Origin of the sequence: Pararhizobium polonicum (genome assembly GCF_001687365.1) — a bacterium.
In the GTDB taxonomy this organism is placed as follows: domain Bacteria; phylum Pseudomonadota; class Alphaproteobacteria; order Rhizobiales; family Rhizobiaceae; genus Pararhizobium; species Pararhizobium polonicum.
In genome coordinates this window covers 468,829-486,095 of the sequence record NZ_LGLV01000005.1, presented here as the reverse complement: position 1 = coordinate 486,095, position 17,267 = coordinate 468,829, and the positions used below count along the sequence as shown (strand labels likewise).

Below are 17,267 nucleotides of genomic sequence, written 5' to 3'. Positions count from 1 at the left end.
CCAGCAGCGCTGATGGGATTACCACCACTTCGCGGGCGAAAACTTGCCAGCGGCCTGCTCGATGACATGCGCGGTCTTGAACAGCGTTTCCTCTTCGAACGGCTTGCCGATCAGCTGAAGACCGAGCGGCAGGCCCTTGTGGTCGAGGCCGGCGGGAACGGCGATGCCGGGCAGACCGGCCATATTGACAGTAACCGTGAAGATATCGTTCAGATACATCTTGACCGGATCCGACGCCAAGTCTTCGTCCCCGATGCCGAAGGCGGAGGATGGGGTGGCAGGCGCCAGGATAGCATCGACGCCGGCGTGGAAGGCCAGCTCGAAATCACGCTTGATCAGCGTGCGGACCTTCTGGGCCTGCAGATAATAGGCGTCGTAATAGCCGGCCGACAGCACATAGGTACCGATCATGATGCGGCGCTTGACCTCGGTACCGAAGCCGGCCGCACGGGTCTTCTCATACATGTCGGCAATATCCCTGCCGTCGACGCGCAGGCCATAGCGAACGCCGTCGTAGCGGGCAAGGTTGGACGAGGCTTCGGCAGGCGCGACGATGTAGTAGGCCGGCAGCGCGTATTTGGTGTGCGGCAGGCTGATATCGACAATCTCGGCGCCAGCATCCTTCAGCCAGGCGATGCCCTGCTGCCAAAGGGTTTCGATCTCCTCCGGCATGCCGTCGACGCGATATTCCTTGGGGATACCGATCTTGAGGCCTTTCAGCGACTGGCCGAGCGAAGCCTCGTAGTCCGGAACCGGCAGATCGACAGATGTCGTATCCTTGGCGTCGACGCTGGCCATGGATTTCAGGAGGATGGCCGCATCGCGCACGTCGCGGGCGATCGGACCGGCCTGGTCAAGCGAGGAGGCAAAGGCAACGATGCCCCAGCGCGAGCAGCGGCCATAGGTCGGCTTGATGCCGACGGTGCCGGTGAAGGCGGCCGGCCCTCGGATCGAGCCACCGGTATCGGTGGCGGTCGCACCCGCGCAGAGGAACGCTGCGACGGCTGCGGCCGAACCGCCAGAAGAACCGCCGGGTACCAGATCGAGGTTCGAGCCCGTCGCACGCCACGGATTGATCACGGGGCCGTAATAGGAGGTTTCGTTCGACGAGCCCATGGCGAACTCGTCCATGTTGAGCTTGCCGAGCATGACGGCACCGTCGTTCCACAGGTTCTGGGTGACGGTGGATTCGTACTTCGGCTTGAAGCCGTCGAGGATATGGCTGCAGGCCTGGGTGTGGATGCCCTCGGTGCCGAACAGATCCTTGATCCCGAGCGGAATGCCTTCCAGCGCACCGGCCTTGCCGGCGGCAATACGGGCGTCAGACGCTTTTGCCATGTCGCGCGCCTTGTCCGGCGTGGTGACGACATAGGCATTCAGCGCGCCATTGGCCGCATCGATCGCGCTAATATAGGCCTCTGTCAGTTCGACGGCAGAAATTTCCTTGGAGCTCAGCTTGGTGCGCGCTTCGGCGATGGTCAGGCGGGTCAGGTCGGTCATGGCAGGCTTTCAACAATCGGGGGCGTTCGGGCGGCGGCGGCGATAAGGCTTATTCGACAACCTTCGGGACGAGGAAGAAATTCCGGTCCTCGTTGGGCGCATTGGCGACGATATCGTCGGCCTTGTTGCCGTCGGTGACGACGTCCGTCCGCTTCTTCATCGCCATCGGCGTCACCGACGTCATCGGCTCGATGCCATCGACATTGACCTCGGAAAGCTGTTCGACAAAGCCGAGGATGCCATTCAGTTCGCCGGTCATGCGCTGTGCGTCTTCTTCGGTGACGGCAATGCGGGCAAGGCGCGCGACGCGCTTCACGGTGGCGATGTCTACGGACATGGGTGTCTCCGGTCTTCTAGGAACTTTCCCCCGCTATAATGGCCGGATTGCTGCCACGCAACGGGGGAATGCATCCTGAACCGTTTAGACCGTGACAATACCGCCGACAGCGGGGGTCTCGACCTTCGTCGATGCGCCGTCCATGCCGGCGACAAAGGTCTCCGGCGTCTGGTCGACGATGCCGAAGGAGCCGTAATGGCAGGGCAGCACGGTGCCGAACTTGAAGAAGCGCCGGCAGGCCAATGCCGCCACGGCACCGCCCATGGTGAAACGGTCGCCGATCGGCACGAGGCCGATTTCCGGCTGGTGCAGTTCGTGGATCAGTGCCATGTCGGAGAAGATGTCGGTGTCGCCCATGTGATAGAGCGTCGGCTCGTCCTCGAAATGCAGCACCAGGCCATTGGCGCTGCCGAGCGAATGCGACACGCCGTCTTCCGTCAACTGGGCGGAGGAATGCAGCGCGTTGACGAAGGTGGTGGAAAAGCCGCCGAGATGGATGGTACCGCCGGTATTGCCCATTTCCAGCGCCTTGACGCCCTTCGACCCGAGCCATGCCGCCAGATCGGCATTGGCCACGACGGTGGCACCGGTTTCCTTGGCGAGCGCAACGGTATCGCCGACATGGTCGCCATGGCCATGGGTGAGCAGAATATGGGTGAGCCCGGCGGCCGCATCCTTGCGGGTCGATTCGTCGAAGGAGGGATTGCCGGTGAAGAAGGGATCGATCAGGATTTTCGCCTTGGCGGTTTCAAGATGAAAGGCGGAGTGGCCGAGCCATTTGATCTTCATGAAAATACTCCTTGATGTGTCGGCGGGGATGATTTGTCGACGGGATACGGATATGGATCACCCGATTAATCCTAAAAGACCCGATCGGCAAATCACATGGCTGTTCTCACCATCGAAGACCTCGCCTCCACTCTGGCGCCCAGCCAGGCCATCGCAGGCCTTGATCTTGGCACCAAGACGATCGGCATTTCCGTGTCCGATCTCGGGCTGCGGTTCGCCACCCCGCGCGATGTGATCAGGCGGGTGAAATTCGGCCTCGATGCGCAGGCACTGCTGGCCATGGCCACGAAAGAAAAGATCGCCGCCTTCGTCATCGGCCTGCCGATCAACATGGACGGCTCGGAAGGACCGCGCGCCCAGGCGACGCGCGCCTTCGTGCGCAACATGGAGCAAAAGACGGAATTGCCGTTCATCTATTGGGACGAACGGCTGTCAACGGTGGCGGCGGAACGCGTGCTGATCGAGATGGACGTATCGCGCAAGAAGCGGGCCGACCGGATCGATTCGGCCGCCGCCTCCTTCATTCTTCAAGGCGCGCTGGACAGGTTGGCGTCTTTAGCGAAAGGCGCAGCCTTGGGCTCCGATGGTTGAACCGCCGGAAAGCGCCTGCCGTACCAGGCGCGGATTTCACGGCGCTTGCGGTAGGCGATGATCGCAAAGACGATCAGGCTGTCGACGGCGATGGCACGGGCGACGAGCGGCGGAATGGTTTCAGGCGGCAGGCCAAGCACATTGCCATAGACGGCAAAGACGAGATCGTGCGCCTGGCGCGTCAGCATGAAGATGCCGAAGCTCATGTCGTAGTAGGAAAGCCCGTACCAGCCGGTAAGAATCACGATGGGGCATGCCCACAGGATCAGGAACCACTTCATGCCGGCCTCCCCTGCAGGAGAATGCCGCCCTTGATCCGGGCCGATGCCCACTCCAGCGCAAGCAGGCCCACAAGGATCAGCGTGGGCACAGCCAGATCGAGCGCGAGGCTCGAAAAAAACATCATCATGATGATCGTCAAGCCAGTTCTCACCGAACGTGCTCCATTCCGGAAATCGCTAGTTTCTCTTCACGCCCTACTCTTGTCCGTTAACCCTGACAGCGCAACGTAAACCATTTGTTAAGGTTAATTTCCGCCGATCATGGTTGCCGGCCTGTGGACAAGAGACTATCGGTGAAACGCACCCTCCGTCAGGCCTTCCCCCATGACCATCATCTTCGAAAGCATCCTGCCGATCTTCCTGCTCGTCTCGCTGGGCGTCTGGCTGAAGCGATCCCCGTTGATCGACCTCACGCTCTGGGAGGGGCTGGAACAACTCGGCTACTACGTCCTGTTCCCCGCCCTGTTGTTCTCGACACTGGCGACGGCGGATTTCGCGGGTATGAAACCCGACTCGACGGCACTGGCGACGATCGGCAGCATCACACTGATGTCGGCAGCGCTCCTGTCGCTCTGGCCGCTGCTGCGCGCGCGGCATGTTTCGCCGGCGGCCTTCACCTCGATCTTCCAGACTGCGACGCGCTGGAACGGCTTCATGGCGCTCGCCATCGCGCAGAAGCTCTACGGCCCGATCGGTCTCAGCCTGACGGCAATGGTGATGACGCTGATCATCATCCCCATCAATGTCTACAACGTCGGCCTGCTCGTCTGGTTCAATGGCGGGCCGAAAGGCCTGAAATTCTTCGCCTTCAAGATCGTCACCAATCCGCTGATCGTCGCGGCCATGCTGGGCATCGTGCTCAATTACATCGGGGTCACCGTCTATGGCCCGGTGCTCAGCGCCATCGACATGCTGGCGAGCGCATCGCTCAGCCTCGGCCTCATCATGGTCGGCGCGGGACTGAAAGTGTCGGACGCGCTGAAACCCAGCCTGGTCGCCCTTCTCGCCGTCTTCCTGAAACTGATCATCATGCCGGTCTTCATGGTCGGCACGGCCTACCTGCTGGGCATTCGCGGCGACAGCCTGCTGGTGATCGCGCTGGGCGCCAGCGTGCCAACGGCCATGAACGGCTACCTGCTGGCCAAACAGATGGGTGGCGACGCGCCGCTCTACGCAGCCGTCGCCACCGTCCAGACGGTCGTCTCGTTCTTCACCATTCCGCTGGTGTTGACCCTCACCGGCTATATCGCGGCAGGATAAAGCAGATCGACGATATAGGCGGAATCGAAGCGTGAATCGAGCATGCCATAGGTCGAGCGCCAGCCGGCGGCCAGCCGGGATTCGAGGAAAGCATCGGCAATGCGCCCTGCCCCCAGCCGGTAGAGTTCGGCAGCGGCAGCAGCCAGTGCCAGCTGCTCGACCAGCATGCGGGCCGCACCCTCGTCACGCTCGCAGAGCGACATCGCCGCCCTCAGTACATCGACGGTCTTCTTGGCGGATGGGCCAAGATCGCGGCTGATCACCTGGAACAGCAGTTCGAACAGATCCTTGCCGCGCGTCAGCACCCTGAGCACGTCGAGCGCCATGACATTGCCGGAGCCTTCCCAGATGGCATTGACCGGGGCCTCGCGATAATGCCGGGCGATCGGCCGCTCCTCGACATAGCCGCTGCCGCCGAGGCATTCCATCGCCTCATAGATCAGCGCGGGCGCGATCTTGCAGCTCCAGTATTTGGCAACCGGCGTCATGATGCGGGCATAGGCCGCGTCTTCGGCGCTGTCGCGCGCCTTGTCGAAGGCTTCGGCAAGACGGAAGGAGAGTGCGCTGGCGGCGGCGACATCCAGCGCCATGTCGGCCAGCACCCGCGTCATCATCGGCTGGGCGATCAGCGGCTTGCCGGAGACCTTGCGGCCGCGCACGTGATGCACGGCCTCGGCCAGCGAGGCACGCATCATGCCGGCTGACGCCAGCGCGCAATCGAGCCGCGTCAGCGTCACCATGTCGAGGATCGTGCGGATGCCGCCATCCGGCGTCCCCAGCACGAAACCGAAGGTATCGGAGAATTCGACTTCCGAGGAGGCGTTCGAGCGGTTGCCGAGCTTGTCCTTCAAACGCTGGAAGCGCAAGCCGTTGGCGGAGCCGTCCTCCAGCAGGCGTGGAACGAGGAAACAGCCGAGACCGTCACGGGTCTGCGCCAACATGACAAAGGCGTCGCTCATCGGCGCCGACATGAACCATTTGTGGCCGTTGAGGCGATAGATGCCCTCGCCGACCCGCTCCGCCGTCGAAGTGTTGGCGCGCACGTCGGTGCCGCCCTGCTTTTCCGTCATGCCCATGCCGACGGTGACCGACGATTTCTGCATCCAGGGACGATTGGACGAATCATATTTCCGCGACAGGATTTTCGGCGCCCATTCCTTCTGGACGGCCGGAGACGCGGAGATCGCCGCCACGGAGGCGCTGGTCATGGTCAGCGGGCAAAGATGGCCGCATTCGAGCTGGGCCGTCAGATAGAAGCGGATGGCGCGCGCCTTGTGCGAGCGGCCGCGTTCGTCCGCGATGTTTTCCCAGGCGGAGGCATGCAGGCCCGATGTCATCGAGCGGCGCATCAGCGCATGCCAGGCGGGATGGAATTCGACCACGTCGAGGCGCTCGCCGCGCGGCCCATGGGTGCGCAGCTTCGGCACGCCCTCATTGGCCATGCGCGCCAGATCCTGGGCCTCCGGCGAGGTCACGTAGCGGCCGATCGTTTCGAAGTCGTCGCGCAACGGACGCGGCATCGACGCGGCGATGTCGACCACCAGCGGATCGGAGCGAAAGGCATTGATCCCCGACCAGGGTTTCGGCTGGTTCAGATCGGCGAGTTTCTGTTCATTTCGGTTCAGAGTCATGTGGCGTTTCTAACCCAAGTCCCGATGCTTAGGAACAGCACCGGCACGGGATAAACGACGCTTCCCGCAACAATTTGCACAAGGCCGCAAAGCCGGCACAAAAGCATGGGGATGCACCCGGTTTGCACTGCTGCCGCCTTGCCGGTTTGCGTGACAGTCATTATAGACCCACGCAACTTTGAAAAAATGAGGCGGCTCCCCATGGATTTCTTTCCGCATCGCCACCTGCTCGGCATCAAGGGCCTGACGGAACAGGACATCACCGTCCTGCTCGACCGGGCAGACGAAGCCGTCAAGATTTCCCGCCAAAGAGAAAAGAAGACCTCGACGCTGCGCGGCCTGACGCAGATCAACCTGTTCTTCGAAGCCTCGACCCGGACGCAATCCTCCTTCGAACTTGCCGGCAAGCGGCTCGGCGCCGATGTGATGAACATGTCGGTGAGCAATTCGTCGGTGAAGAAGGGCGAAACGCTGATCGACACGGCGATGACGCTGAACGCGATGCACCCCGATGTACTGGTCGTGCGCCATTCGTCTGCCGGTGCCGCCGCCCTGCTGGCCCAAAAGGTCTCCTGCTCCGTCATCAATGCCGGCGACGGCCAGCACGAGCATCCGACCCAGGCGCTGCTCGACGCGCTGACCATCCGCCGCGCCAAGGGCAAGCTGTCGCGCATCATCGTCGCCATCTGCGGCGATGTGCTGCATTCGCGTGTCGCCCGCTCCAACATCCTGCTCCTCAACCAGATGGGCGCCCGCGTCCGTGTGGTCGCTCCGGCAACCCTCCTGCCCTCCGGCATCGCCGACATGGGTGCCGAGGTCTATCACTCGATGGAAGAAGGCCTGAAGGACGCCGATGTGGTGATGATGCTGCGCCTGCAGCGCGAGCGCATGGCCGGGTCCTTCGTGCCCTCGGTACGCGAATATTTCCGCTATTACGGGCTCGATGCCGAAAAGCTGAAAGCGGCCAAGGAGGATGCCCTCGTGATGCATCCCGGCCCGATGAACCGCGGCGTCGAGATTGCCTCGGAGATCGCCGACGGACCGCAGAGCGTCATCGAGCAACAGGTCGAGATGGGGGTCGCCGTGCGAATGGCGGTGATGGAAACGCTTCTTCTTTCGCAGAACCAGGGGCCCCGCGCATGACCAACTCCCTCGTCCTGAAAAATATCCGCATCATCGACCCCTCGCGCAACCTCGACGAAATCGGCACCATCATCGTCGAAAACGGCGTGATCCTGGCTGCCGGCAAGACAGAGCAGAACCAGGGCACGCCCAAGGGGGCAATCGTCAAGGACTGCAACGGCCTTATCGCCGTGCCTGGCCTGGTCGATGCCCGCGTCTTCGTCGGCGAACCCGGCGGCGAATATCGCGAAACCATCGAATCCGCCTCGCGGGCCGCGGCTGCCGGCGGCGTCACCTCGATCATCACCATGCCGGATACCGATCCGGTGATCGACGATATCGCCCTGGTGCAGTTCGTCCAGAAGACGGCACGCGACAAGGCGCTCGTCAATGTCTATCCGGCAGCGGCGCTCACCAAGCATCTCGACGGCGAGGAGATGACCGAATTCGGCCTGCTGCGCGAAGCCGGCGCCGTCTGCTTCACCAATGGCCGCCGTCCGGTGCACGACACGCTGGTGCTGCGCCGTGCCATGACCTACGCCCGCGAATTCGGCGCGGTCATTTCGCTCGAAACCCGCGACAAGTATCTGGGCGCCGACGGCGTCATGAACGAAGGATTGCTCGCCAGCTGGCTCGGCCTGTCGGGCGTGCCGCGCGAAGCCGAAATCATTCCGCTCGAGCGCGACCTGCGCATCGCCGGGCTGACCAAGGCTGCCTATCACGCCGCGAAGATTTCGCTACCCGAATCGGCGGAAGCCATCGCCACCGCCCGCAAGCGCGGCGCCAACGTCACCTGCGGTATCTCGATCAACCATCTGACACTCAACGAAAACGACATCGGCGAATACCGCACCTTCTTCAAGCTGTCGCCACCCTTGCGCGGCGAAGACGACCGGGTGGCCATGACGCAGGCGCTGGCCGACGGCACCATCGACATCATCGTCTCGTCGCACGATCCGCAGGACGTCGATACCAAGCGCCTGCCGTTTGCCGACGCCGCCGACGGCGCGATCGGGCTGGAGACATTGCTTCCGGCCGCCCTGCGCCTGCATCACAACGGCACCGTGCCCCTGATGCGCCTGATCGATGCGCTGTCGACACGGCCCGCGCAGATCTTCGGGCTCGATGCCGGCACGCTGAAGCCGGGCGCCAAGGCCGATATCACCGTGATCGATCTCGACGAGCCGTGGCTTTACGCCAAGGAGACGATCGTCTCCCGCTCGAAAAACACGCCGTTCGAAAATGCCCGCTTTACCGGCCGGGCCGTTCAAACCTATGTTGCGGGAAAACTGGTCCATTCGCTGTAGTTAAACGACGAAGCTGCCCCTCATCCGCCCTATCGGGCACCTTCTCCCCGCAAGCAGGGAGAAGGGATTTGCGGCAAACTCCGTCGTCCCCTCGCCCCGCTTGCGGGGAGAGGGCCAGGGTGAGGGGCAAACGTCCGTCCGGACGGAATTGGGGGAGGCAGTACGTGTCCGAAATATTTTCCTGGCAGCTCGCATTGCCGCTGACACTCGGTTGTTTGATTTTCGGCTATCTGCTCGGCTCGATCCCCTTCGGCCTCATCCTCACCCGCATGGCCGGGCTCGGTGACATCCGCTCGATCGGCTCCGGCAATATCGGCGCGACCAATGTGCTGCGCACCGGCAACAAGAAACTGGCCGCTGCCACCCTGCTGCTCGATGCCATGAAGGGAGCTGCCGCCGCGGCAGTTGCCTCACGTTGGGGGATAGAGGCAGGCGTTGCCGCCGGTTTCGCTGCCTTCCTCGGCCACCTCTTCCCCATCTGGCTCGGTTTCAAGGGTGGCAAGGGCATCGCCACCTATATCGGTGTGCTGCTGGGGCTCGCCCCCGTCATCGTTCTCGTGTTCGCGGCGGTCTGGCTGGCGATGGCCAAGCTCACCCGCTACTCCTCCCTCTCGGCGCTGGTTGCAACGCTTGTCGTTCCGGTTGTACTGTTGGCCGCGGGCTACGGCAAAATCGGCCTGCTCTTCGTGGTGATGAGCGTCATCACCTGGATCAAGCACAGGGCCAATATCCAGCGGCTGTTGGCCGGCACGGAAGGCCGGATCGGGGAAAAAGGATAGGGCAACATGTCGAACGCCGGCGCAGGACGAAACGGGATTGCGCTGACGGAACGACAAAGAATTGCCTGGCTGAGGCTGATCCGCAGCGACAATGTCGGACCTGCGACCTTCCGCGATCTCATCAATCATTTCGGCTCCGCCGAGACGGCGATCGAACTGCTGCCCGAACTTTCCCGCCGTGGCGGCTCCACCCGCGCGATCCGCGTCGCTTCGGTGGCGGAAGCGGAAAGGGAGCTTGAGAGCGCCCATCGTTTCGGCGCCCGCTTCGTCGGCATCGGCGAACCCGGCTATCCGCCGGCCCTGCGCCAGATCGACGGCGCACCGCCGCTGCTCGCCGTCAAGGGCAATCCCGCCCTTGGCACCGTGCCTTCGCTCGGCATCGTCGGCTCGCGCAATGCCTCGATCAGCGGCGCGAAATTTGCCGCGATGATCGCACGCGAGACCGGGCGCTCCGGCTATTCGATCATATCCGGACTTGCACGCGGCATCGACACGGCGGCGCACCGCGCCAGTCTCGAGACCGGAACGATTGCCGCGCTGGCCGGCGGTCTGGACCAACCCTATCCGCCGGAAAATATCGGTCTCTTGAAAGAGATTACCGAGGGCAATGGTCTGGCAATCAGCGAAATGCCGTTCGGCTGGGAACCGCGCGCCCGCGATTTCCCGCGCCGCAACCGGCTGATCGCCGGTGTCAGCCTCGGGCTTGCCGTCGTCGAGGCCGCCTCCCGCTCCGGCTCGCTGATCACGGCGCGCTATGCCGCCGATTTCGGCCGGCTGGTCTTTGCCGTCCCCGGCTCGCCGCTCGATCCGCGCTGCCAGGGCACCAACGGGCTTTTGAAGGACGGGGCGATCGTGACGACAGAGACGCAGGATATCCTGCAGGCCCTGGCGCCGCTCAGCCGCATCGATCTTTTCACGCCGCCACGGGTGGAGGAACCGGGCACACAGGATGCCGGACCGATGGCGCCGCCGCCAAAGGAGGGCGATCGCGTGCGGATCACCGATGCGCTTGGGCCGACGCCTGTCGAGATCGACGACATCATCCGCCATACCGGGCTTTCCGCCTCGGCCACCTATCTTGTCCTTCTGGAACTGGACCTGGCCGGACGGCTGCACCGGCATGCCGGCGGTCTTGTCTCCCTCAGTGCCGAGGATTGACGGCCGCCGCTCGCCAAACGGGACGCGGAGGGCCATGGCAAAGCCCACAGCGCGTCTATCGTCAATTGCAGGAAAAACACAATCTCCTATAGATTGCGCCGCATTGTGTGGGCTTATTTTTGGCCCGGCACTTGACCGCAGACGAATCCCTGTCCATGTCGGGGCATCGATATCTCCCAATGTGCCGCCTCTTCCCGGCATGGCACAGCTTTGAACGGTTGCTTTGAGAATATGACCATGAATGTCGTCGTCGTGGAATCGCCCGCAAAAGCGAAGACCATCAACAAGTATCTGGGTCCCGGCTACAAGGTGCTCGCCTCCTTCGGCCATGTCCGCGACTTGCCGGCCAAGGATGGTTCCGTCCTTCCGGACGACGACTTTGCCATGCTCTGGGAGGTGGACACCGCGTCCGCCAAGCGCATGAAAGACATCGGCGATGCCCTGAAATCCTCCGACGGCCTCATTCTCGCAACCGACCCGGATCGCGAGGGAGAGGCGATTTCCTGGCATGTGCTCGATCTGTTGCGCAAGAAGAAGCTGATCGGCGACAAGCCTGTCCAGCGTGTCGTCTTCAACGCCATCACCAAGAAGGCCGTGCTCGACGCGATGGCCAATCCGCGCGACATCGATATTCCGCTGGTCGACGCCTATCTGGCCCGCCGGGCTCTCGATTATCTGGTCGGCTTCAACCTGTCGCCGGTGCTGTGGCGCAAGCTGCCCGGCGCCCGCTCGGCCGGTCGCGTGCAGTCCGTCACCCTTCGCCTCGTCTGCGACCGGGAAGCGGAAATCGAACGCTTCATTTCCGAAGAATATTGGAACCTCTCCGCACTGCTGAAGACACCGCGCGGCGATGAATTCGAGGCGCGGCTGGTGTCGGCCGGCGGCAACCGCTTGCCACCGCGCGGCGTGACCAATGGTGAGGACGCCGGCAAGCTGAAAGCCTTGCTGGAAGGTGCCGCCTATACGGTCGAAAGCATCGAAGCCAAGCCGGTGAAGCGCAACCCTTCGCCGCCGTTCACCACCTCGACGCTGCAGCAGGCGGCCTCCTCCAAGCTCGGTTTCTCCGCCTCGCGCACCATGCAGGTCGCGCAAAAGCTCTATGAAGGTGTCGATCTCGGCGGCGAGACCGTCGGTCTGATCACCTATATGCGTACCGACGGCGTCCAGATGGCCGGCGAAGCGATCGACGCGGCACGCAGCGCCATCGGCGACCAGTTCGGCAGCCGCTATGTGCCGGACAAGGCCCGTATCTACACGACCAAGGCAAAGAATGCCCAGGAAGCGCACGAGGCGATTCGCCCGACCGATTTCACCCGCATTCCCGACCATGTCCGCAAGTTTCTCGATGCCGACCAGCTGCGTCTCTACGACCTGATCTGGAAGCGCGGCATCGCCAGCCAGATGGCGTCGGCTGAAATCGAACGGACCACCGCTGAGATTACCGCCGACAACAAGGGCGAGAAAGCCGGCCTGCGGGCTGTCGGCTCGGTCATCCGTTTCGATGGCTTCATCGCTGCCTATACGGATGCCAAGGAAGATGGCGAGCAGAGCGATAGCGACGATGAGGATGGCCGTCTCCCAGAGATCAATGCGCGCGAAAACCTCGCCAAGCAGAAGATCAACTCGACCCAGCATTTCACCGAGCCGCCGCCGCGCTACTCGGAAGCATCGCTGATCAAGAAGATGGAAGAACTCGGCATCGGCCGGCCGTCCACCTATGCCGCGACGGTTTCGACGCTGCTGGACCGGGAATATGTCTCCAACGACAAGCGCAAGCTGATCCCCGAAGCCAAGGGGCGGCTGGTGACGGCCTTCCTCGAAAGCTTCTTTGCCCGTTACGTCGAATATGATTTCACTGCGTCGCTTGAAGAAAAGCTCGACCAGATCTCCGCCGGCGAACTGAACTGGAAGGACGTTCTGCGCGACTTCTGGAAGGATTTCTTCGCCCAGATCGAAGACACCAAGGAGCTTCGGGTCACCAACGTGCTCGACGCGCTGAACGAGGAACTGGCACCGCTGGTCTTCCCCAAGCGCGAGGATGGCAGCGATCCGCGCATCTGCCAGGTCTGCGGCACCGGCAAGCTGTCGCTGAAGCTTGGCAAATACGGCGCCTTCGTCGGCTGCTCGAACTATCCGGAATGCAACTTCACCCGCCAGCTTTCCTCCGACAGCAAGGACGGCGACGAAGCATCCGTTTCCAACGAGCCGCTGGCGCTCGGCAAGGATCCGCATACGGGCGAGGAAATCACCCTGCGCTCCGGCCGTTTCGGACCCTATGTCCAGCGCGGCGACGGCAAGGAAGCCAAGCGCTCCAGCCTGCCCAAAGGCTGGACACCGGCATCGATCGATCACGAGAAGGCACTCGCCCTTCTGTCGCTGCCGCGCGATATCGGCGCGCATCCCGAAAGCGGCAAGATGATCTCGTCCGGCCTTGGCCGCTACGGGCCGTTCATCCTGCATGACGGCAAATATGCCAATGTCGAAAGCATCGAGGACGTCTTCTCCATCGGCCTCAACCGGGCCGTCTCCGTTCTTGCCGACAAGCAGGCCAAGGGGCCGGGCGGGCGCGGTGCATCTGCCGCGCCGCTGAAGGAAATCGGCGACCATCCGGACGGCGGACCGATTACCGTCAAGGACGGCAAGTACGGTCCCTACGTCAACTGGGGCAAGGTCAATGCGACCCTGCCCAAGGGCAAGGATCCGGTATCGGTGACGCTGGAGGAATCGCTCCTGCTGATCGCTGAGCGCATTGCCAAGGGCGGGATCAAGACCACCAAGGGCAAGGCGACCAAGACCGCCAAGCCCAAGGCCGCGGCGAAAACCGGCGCAACGGCTGCCAAATCGGCCAAGCCGAAAGCGGCGGCCAAACCCAAGGCAGCCGCCAAGCCCAGGACAGCTGCAAAAGCCAAGAAGGCCTGAACGTGACCAGAACCCCACGCGATCGACCCGAACGGCCCGGTAAACCCGCAGTCCGGATCGGACGCGGGGGCAAGAAGGCCATCATTGCCGCCGATGACACCGTGATCATTCACGGTGCCGTTCCGCCGCGCGACGTGCTGATGCGCTTCATCTCGGAAAACCCGGACAAGGCCTCGAAACGCGAGATCTACAAGGCTTTCGGGCTGAAGGGCGAAACGCGCATCGAGCTCAAGGCCCTGCTGCGCGACATGGAACAGGACGGGCTTCTGGAAAAGAAGCGCAATTCGCTGGTGCGCCCCGGCGCCCTGCCCCCGGTCACCGTTCTCGACATCACCACCCGCGACAAGGACGGCGAGTTGATCGGCCGGCCGGCCGAATGGCCCGAGGACGCAGGCGTGGCGCCGGCCGTTTCGATCCGCCAGTCGAGCGTCGGCCAGTCCAAGGGCAAGATGCCCGTCGGCGGCATCGGCGACCGGGTTCTCGCCAAGATCTTCCCGGCCAAGGATCGCGGCGGCCCGGCCTATACGGCACGGATCATCAAGGTTCTCGACCGCAAGCGCAACAACAACGCCGCTCTCGGCGTCTTCCGTGCATCCGCAGATGGCGGCGGCCGGATCATGCCGATCGAGAAACGCGGCGAGGAAATGCAGGTCGATGCGGAGCATCGGGGACCGGCCAAGGATGGGGATCTCGTCGAAGTCGAAATCGTCCGTTCCGGCCGGTTCGGCCTGCCGCGCGCGGCGGTCAAATCCGTCATCGGCTCGGTCGCCACCGAAAAGGCGATCTCGATGATCGCCATCCACGCCCATGGCATTCCCTATATCTTTCCCGACAGCGTCATCAAGGAAGCGGATGCCGCAGGGCCTGCGACCATGTCGCACCGCGAGGACTGGCGCTCGCTGCCGCTGATCACCATCGACCCGGCCGACGCCAAGGACCATGACGACGCCGTTCATGCCGAGCCCGATCCCTCACCCGACAACGAGGGCGGCGTGATCGTTACCGTCGCCATCGCCGACGTCTCCTGGTATGTGCGGCCCAAATCGGCGCTCGATCAGGAGGCGGCCAAGCGCGGCAATTCCGTCTATTTCCCCGACCGTGTCGTGCCGATGCTGCCGGAACGCATTTCCAACGAGCTCTGCTCGCTGAAGCAGGGTGTCGACCGGCCAGCGCTGGCCGTGCGGATGCGCTTTTCCAAGGAAGGCCGCAAGGCGGGCCACACATTCCATCGCATCATGATGCGCAGCGCCGCCAAGCTCTCCTACAATCAGGCGCAGGCCGCCATCGACGGCAATCCCGACGATCAGACCGGACCGCTGCTGGAGCCGATCCTGAAGCCGCTGTGGGCCGCCTATGCGACGCTGACGCGCGGCCGCGACCGGCGCCAGCCGCTCGAACTCAACATGCCGGAACGCAAGATCGTCCTGAAGCCCGACGGCACCGTCGACCGGGTCTTTGTGCCGGACCGTCTCGACGCCCATAAGCTGATCGAGGAGATGATGATCCAGGCAAACGTGGCCGCCGCCGAGACGCTGGAGATCAAGCGCCAGCCGCTGGTCTACCGCGTCCACGACGCGCCGTCGCTGGCCAAGCAGGAAACCCTGCGCGAGTTTCTGGCCACGCTCGACCTGTCGCTGGTCAAGGGCGGCAACCTGCGTTCCAACCATTTCAACGGCATCCTGTCGCAGGCTGTGGACAAGCCCTATGAGACCATGGTCAACGAGATGGTGCTGCGTTCGCAGAGCCAGGCGATCTACAGCCCGGAAAATATCGGCCATTTCGGCCTCAACCTGATGAAATATGCGCATTTCACCTCGCCGATCCGCCGTTACGCCGACCTGATCGTGCACCGTGCGCTGGTCGGCACGCTGGGCCTTGGCGAAGGCGGCATCACGCCGACCGAGGAAGCCGCGCTCAACGATATCGCGGCGGAGATTTCCACCTTCGAGCGCCGGGCGATGGCCGCAGAGCGCGACACCGTCGACCGGCTGATCGCCCATCATTTGAGCGGCCGCGTCAACGAGGAATTCGACGGACGCATATCGGGTGTCACCAAGGCCGGACTATTTGTCACTCTTCCGGCCTATGGTGCGGATGGATTCGTGCCTATATCGACATTGGGCCGCGACTATTTCATCTATGACGAGGCCCATCAGGCCCTGTCCGGTGAAAAGACCGGGCTTGGCTACCGCCTGGGCGATCAGATCCGGGTCAAACTGGTGGAAGCCGTACCGCTCGCCGGCGCGCTCCGCTTCGAGATGATCAGCGAAGGGCGCAAGATGCCGACGGCAACACGGTCCTTCCACAAGTCCGGCCGCCGGGATCGCGGTGCTCACAAGATGCCGGGAACACGGCCACCGCGCGGCAGGCGATAGAGGACGCAGCTTTGCCGCCGTCCGCACAGAGTTGAGGATATGGACATGCAGGCAACCGGCAGCAATCCGGAAACCATCCGCTTCGAGCAGTCACGCGAGGGCGACCGTCCGGTCTGGCGCTCGATCAAGCGCGGGCTTTTGAACCGTTGCCCTGCCTGTGGCGAGGGCAGGCTTTTCGGCCGCTTCCTGAAATCCGTCGAAGCATGTTCGTCCTGCGGTGAACATCTCGACCGGCACGCAGCCGACGACTTCCCGCCCTATATCGTCGTGACGATCATGGGCCATGTGGTTCTGGCCGGTTTCATGATGACCGAAATGATCCTGCCGCTCTCCAATTGGGGGCATCTCGCCATCTGGGTGCCGATCACCATCCTCGGCTCGCTCGCACTGATGCAGCCGGTCAAGGGCGGCGTCATCGGCCTGCAATGGGCATTGCGGATGCACGGTTTCGGCGATCACGAGGACAAGCCGGAAGACGTTCTGCCAGAAACGGATCGTCCTGCGTGACGGGCACCGGCAACGGGCCGCCCGGCAGCCCCCTTCCAGGCATGCAGAAACCTCGCACACCCCGGCCCCGCGAGGCGGCATCGGTCATGCTGCTCGACCGCTCAGCGGGTGGCGTGCGCGTGCTGGTCGGCAGACGCAACAAGGCGCATGTCTTCATGCCGGACCTGCACGTGTTTCCCGGCGGGCGCAGGGATAGGGACGACCACAGGCTTGCCTGGAACGGCGATATCCATCCGGCGGTGCTCGCGCGCCTGAAAACCGCCTGCGGGCCACGCGCCTCCGAAAGCAGGCTTCGTGCCATCGCCCTTGCCGCCCTGCGCGAACTGCACGAGGAGGCGAGCATCGCGATCGGCGCCAGGGGCTGCGGAAACACAACGTTACCTTTCCTTCCCGATCTGACAAACTTGCGCTATATGGCACGGGCGATAACCCCTCCGGGACATCCGCGCCGGTTCGACACCCATTTCTTCGCCCTGTTTACGGATGAGGCGGGCGTGGAGCCGGGCGATATCCGCGACAGCCAGGAGCTCGAAGATTTGAGATGGATCGATGTGAACGATGTGTCTGCGGTACGGATGCCGGACATCACCGGGATCATCCTTGGTGATTTGAGGGCAAGCCTTCAATCCGATGCGTCTCTGCCCTTTGGAAGGCCGGTGCCGTTCTACTACACGCGTCATGGGCGATTTGTCCGCGACCTCCTTTAAGGAA

16 protein-coding genes are annotated in these 17,267 nt (G+C 63.2%); 10 read left to right on the top strand and 6 right to left on the bottom strand.

What is annotated here, in order from left to right:
- Positions 1-18: 18 nt before the first annotated feature.
- The 3 genes from gatA to ADU59_RS08195 all read right to left on the bottom strand — a co-directional run bounded on the left by gatA (position 19) and on the right by ADU59_RS08195 (position 2,626).
- Positions 19-1,500, bottom strand: coding sequence for an Asp-tRNA(Asn)/Glu-tRNA(Gln) amidotransferase subunit GatA (gene gatA / locus ADU59_RS08205; protein WP_068953484.1), 1,482 nt, complete (start codon positions 1,498-1,500; stop codon positions 19-21).
- A 49-nt stretch (positions 1,501-1,549) separates the two neighbouring features.
- Positions 1,550-1,837, bottom strand: coding sequence for an Asp-tRNA(Asn)/Glu-tRNA(Gln) amidotransferase subunit GatC (gene gatC / locus ADU59_RS08200; RefSeq protein WP_068953482.1), 288 nt, complete (start codon positions 1,835-1,837; stop codon positions 1,550-1,552).
- A gap of 84 nt (positions 1,838-1,921) precedes the next feature.
- Positions 1,922-2,626, bottom strand: a complete 705-nt coding sequence (locus ADU59_RS08195; RefSeq protein ID WP_068953480.1) for a metal-dependent hydrolase — start codon at positions 2,624-2,626, stop codon at positions 1,922-1,924.
- A gap of 96 nt (positions 2,627-2,722) precedes the next feature.
- Between ADU59_RS08195 and ruvX the strand changes: the two genes are divergently transcribed.
- The gene (gene ruvX, locus ADU59_RS08190) at positions 2,723-3,217 is read left to right on the top strand and encodes a Holliday junction resolvase RuvX (protein WP_068953478.1); all 495 of its coding nucleotides are present in this window, start codon (positions 2,723-2,725) and stop codon (positions 3,215-3,217) included.
- On the opposite strand, the gene ADU59_RS08185 is transcribed toward ruvX, so the two are convergent.
- Both ADU59_RS08185 and ADU59_RS30875 read right to left on the bottom strand, forming a co-directional pair.
- The gene (locus tag ADU59_RS08185; RefSeq protein ID WP_068953476.1) at positions 3,154-3,498 is read right to left on the bottom strand and encodes a DUF6105 family protein; all 345 of its coding nucleotides are present in this window, start codon (positions 3,496-3,498) and stop codon (positions 3,154-3,156) included. The genes ruvX and ADU59_RS08185 overlap by 64 nt on opposite strands.
- The gene (locus ADU59_RS30875) at positions 3,495-3,650 is read right to left on the bottom strand and encodes a hypothetical protein (RefSeq protein ID WP_162843348.1); all 156 of its coding nucleotides are present in this window, start codon (positions 3,648-3,650) and stop codon (positions 3,495-3,497) included. The genes ADU59_RS08185 and ADU59_RS30875 overlap by 4 nt, the downstream gene beginning before the upstream one ends.
- A gap of 172 nt (positions 3,651-3,822) precedes the next feature.
- Here ADU59_RS30875 and ADU59_RS08180 point away from each other — a divergent pair, with 172 nt between their 5' ends.
- Positions 3,823-4,758 (top strand): AEC family transporter, encoded by a 936-nt coding sequence (locus ADU59_RS08180; RefSeq protein WP_068953474.1) that lies wholly within the window; start codon positions 3,823-3,825, stop codon positions 4,756-4,758.
- Here the strand turns inward: ADU59_RS08180 and ADU59_RS08175 are convergent.
- Entirely contained in the window at positions 4,740-6,389 is a 1,650-nt protein-coding gene (locus ADU59_RS08175) for an acyl-CoA dehydrogenase family protein (protein ID WP_068953472.1), read from the bottom strand. The two genes, ADU59_RS08180 and ADU59_RS08175, sit on opposite strands and share 19 nt — an antisense overlap.
- A 201-nt stretch (positions 6,390-6,590) precedes the next feature.
- On the opposite strand from ADU59_RS08175, the gene ADU59_RS08165 reads away from it, so the two are divergent.
- The 8 genes from ADU59_RS08165 to ADU59_RS08130 all read left to right on the top strand — a co-directional run bounded on the left by ADU59_RS08165 (position 6,591) and on the right by ADU59_RS08130 (position 17,263).
- Complete coding sequence (locus ADU59_RS08165; RefSeq protein ID WP_068953468.1) at positions 6,591-7,532, top strand: aspartate carbamoyltransferase catalytic subunit; 942 nt, start codon at positions 6,591-6,593, stop codon at positions 7,530-7,532.
- Positions 7,529-8,818: a dihydroorotase gene (locus ADU59_RS08160; protein ID WP_068953466.1), complete on the top strand. Its 1,290-nt coding sequence runs from the start codon at positions 7,529-7,531 to the stop codon at positions 8,816-8,818. The genes ADU59_RS08165 and ADU59_RS08160 overlap by 4 nt, the downstream gene beginning before the upstream one ends.
- A 173-nt stretch (positions 8,819-8,991) precedes the next feature.
- Positions 8,992-9,597: a glycerol-3-phosphate 1-O-acyltransferase PlsY gene (gene plsY, locus ADU59_RS08155; protein ID WP_068953760.1), complete on the top strand. Its 606-nt coding sequence runs from the start codon at positions 8,992-8,994 to the stop codon at positions 9,595-9,597.
- 6 nt (positions 9,598-9,603) lie between these two features.
- The gene (gene dprA, locus ADU59_RS08150) at positions 9,604-10,755 is read left to right on the top strand and encodes a DNA-processing protein DprA (RefSeq protein WP_068953464.1); all 1,152 of its coding nucleotides are present in this window, start codon (positions 9,604-9,606) and stop codon (positions 10,753-10,755) included.
- 237 nt (positions 10,756-10,992) lie between these two features.
- A complete protein-coding gene (gene topA / locus ADU59_RS08145; RefSeq protein WP_068953462.1) occupies positions 10,993-13,674 on the top strand; it encodes a type I DNA topoisomerase in 2,682 nt (893 codons plus the stop codon).
- A 2-nt stretch (positions 13,675-13,676) separates the two neighbouring features.
- Positions 13,677-16,049 carry a ribonuclease R gene (gene rnr, locus ADU59_RS08140; RefSeq protein WP_068953460.1) on the top strand — a complete coding sequence of 791 codons (2,373 nt, stop codon included), beginning with the start codon at positions 13,677-13,679 and terminating at the stop codon, positions 16,047-16,049.
- A gap of 45 nt (positions 16,050-16,094) precedes the next feature.
- Positions 16,095-16,556 carry a DUF983 domain-containing protein gene (locus ADU59_RS08135; protein WP_068953758.1) on the top strand — a complete coding sequence of 154 codons (462 nt, stop codon included), beginning with the start codon at positions 16,095-16,097 and terminating at the stop codon, positions 16,554-16,556.
- A 41-nt stretch (positions 16,557-16,597) separates the two neighbouring features.
- Positions 16,598-17,263, top strand: coding sequence for an NUDIX hydrolase (locus ADU59_RS08130; protein WP_068953759.1), 666 nt, complete (start codon positions 16,598-16,600; stop codon positions 17,261-17,263).
- Positions 17,264-17,267: the final 4 nt, after the last annotated feature.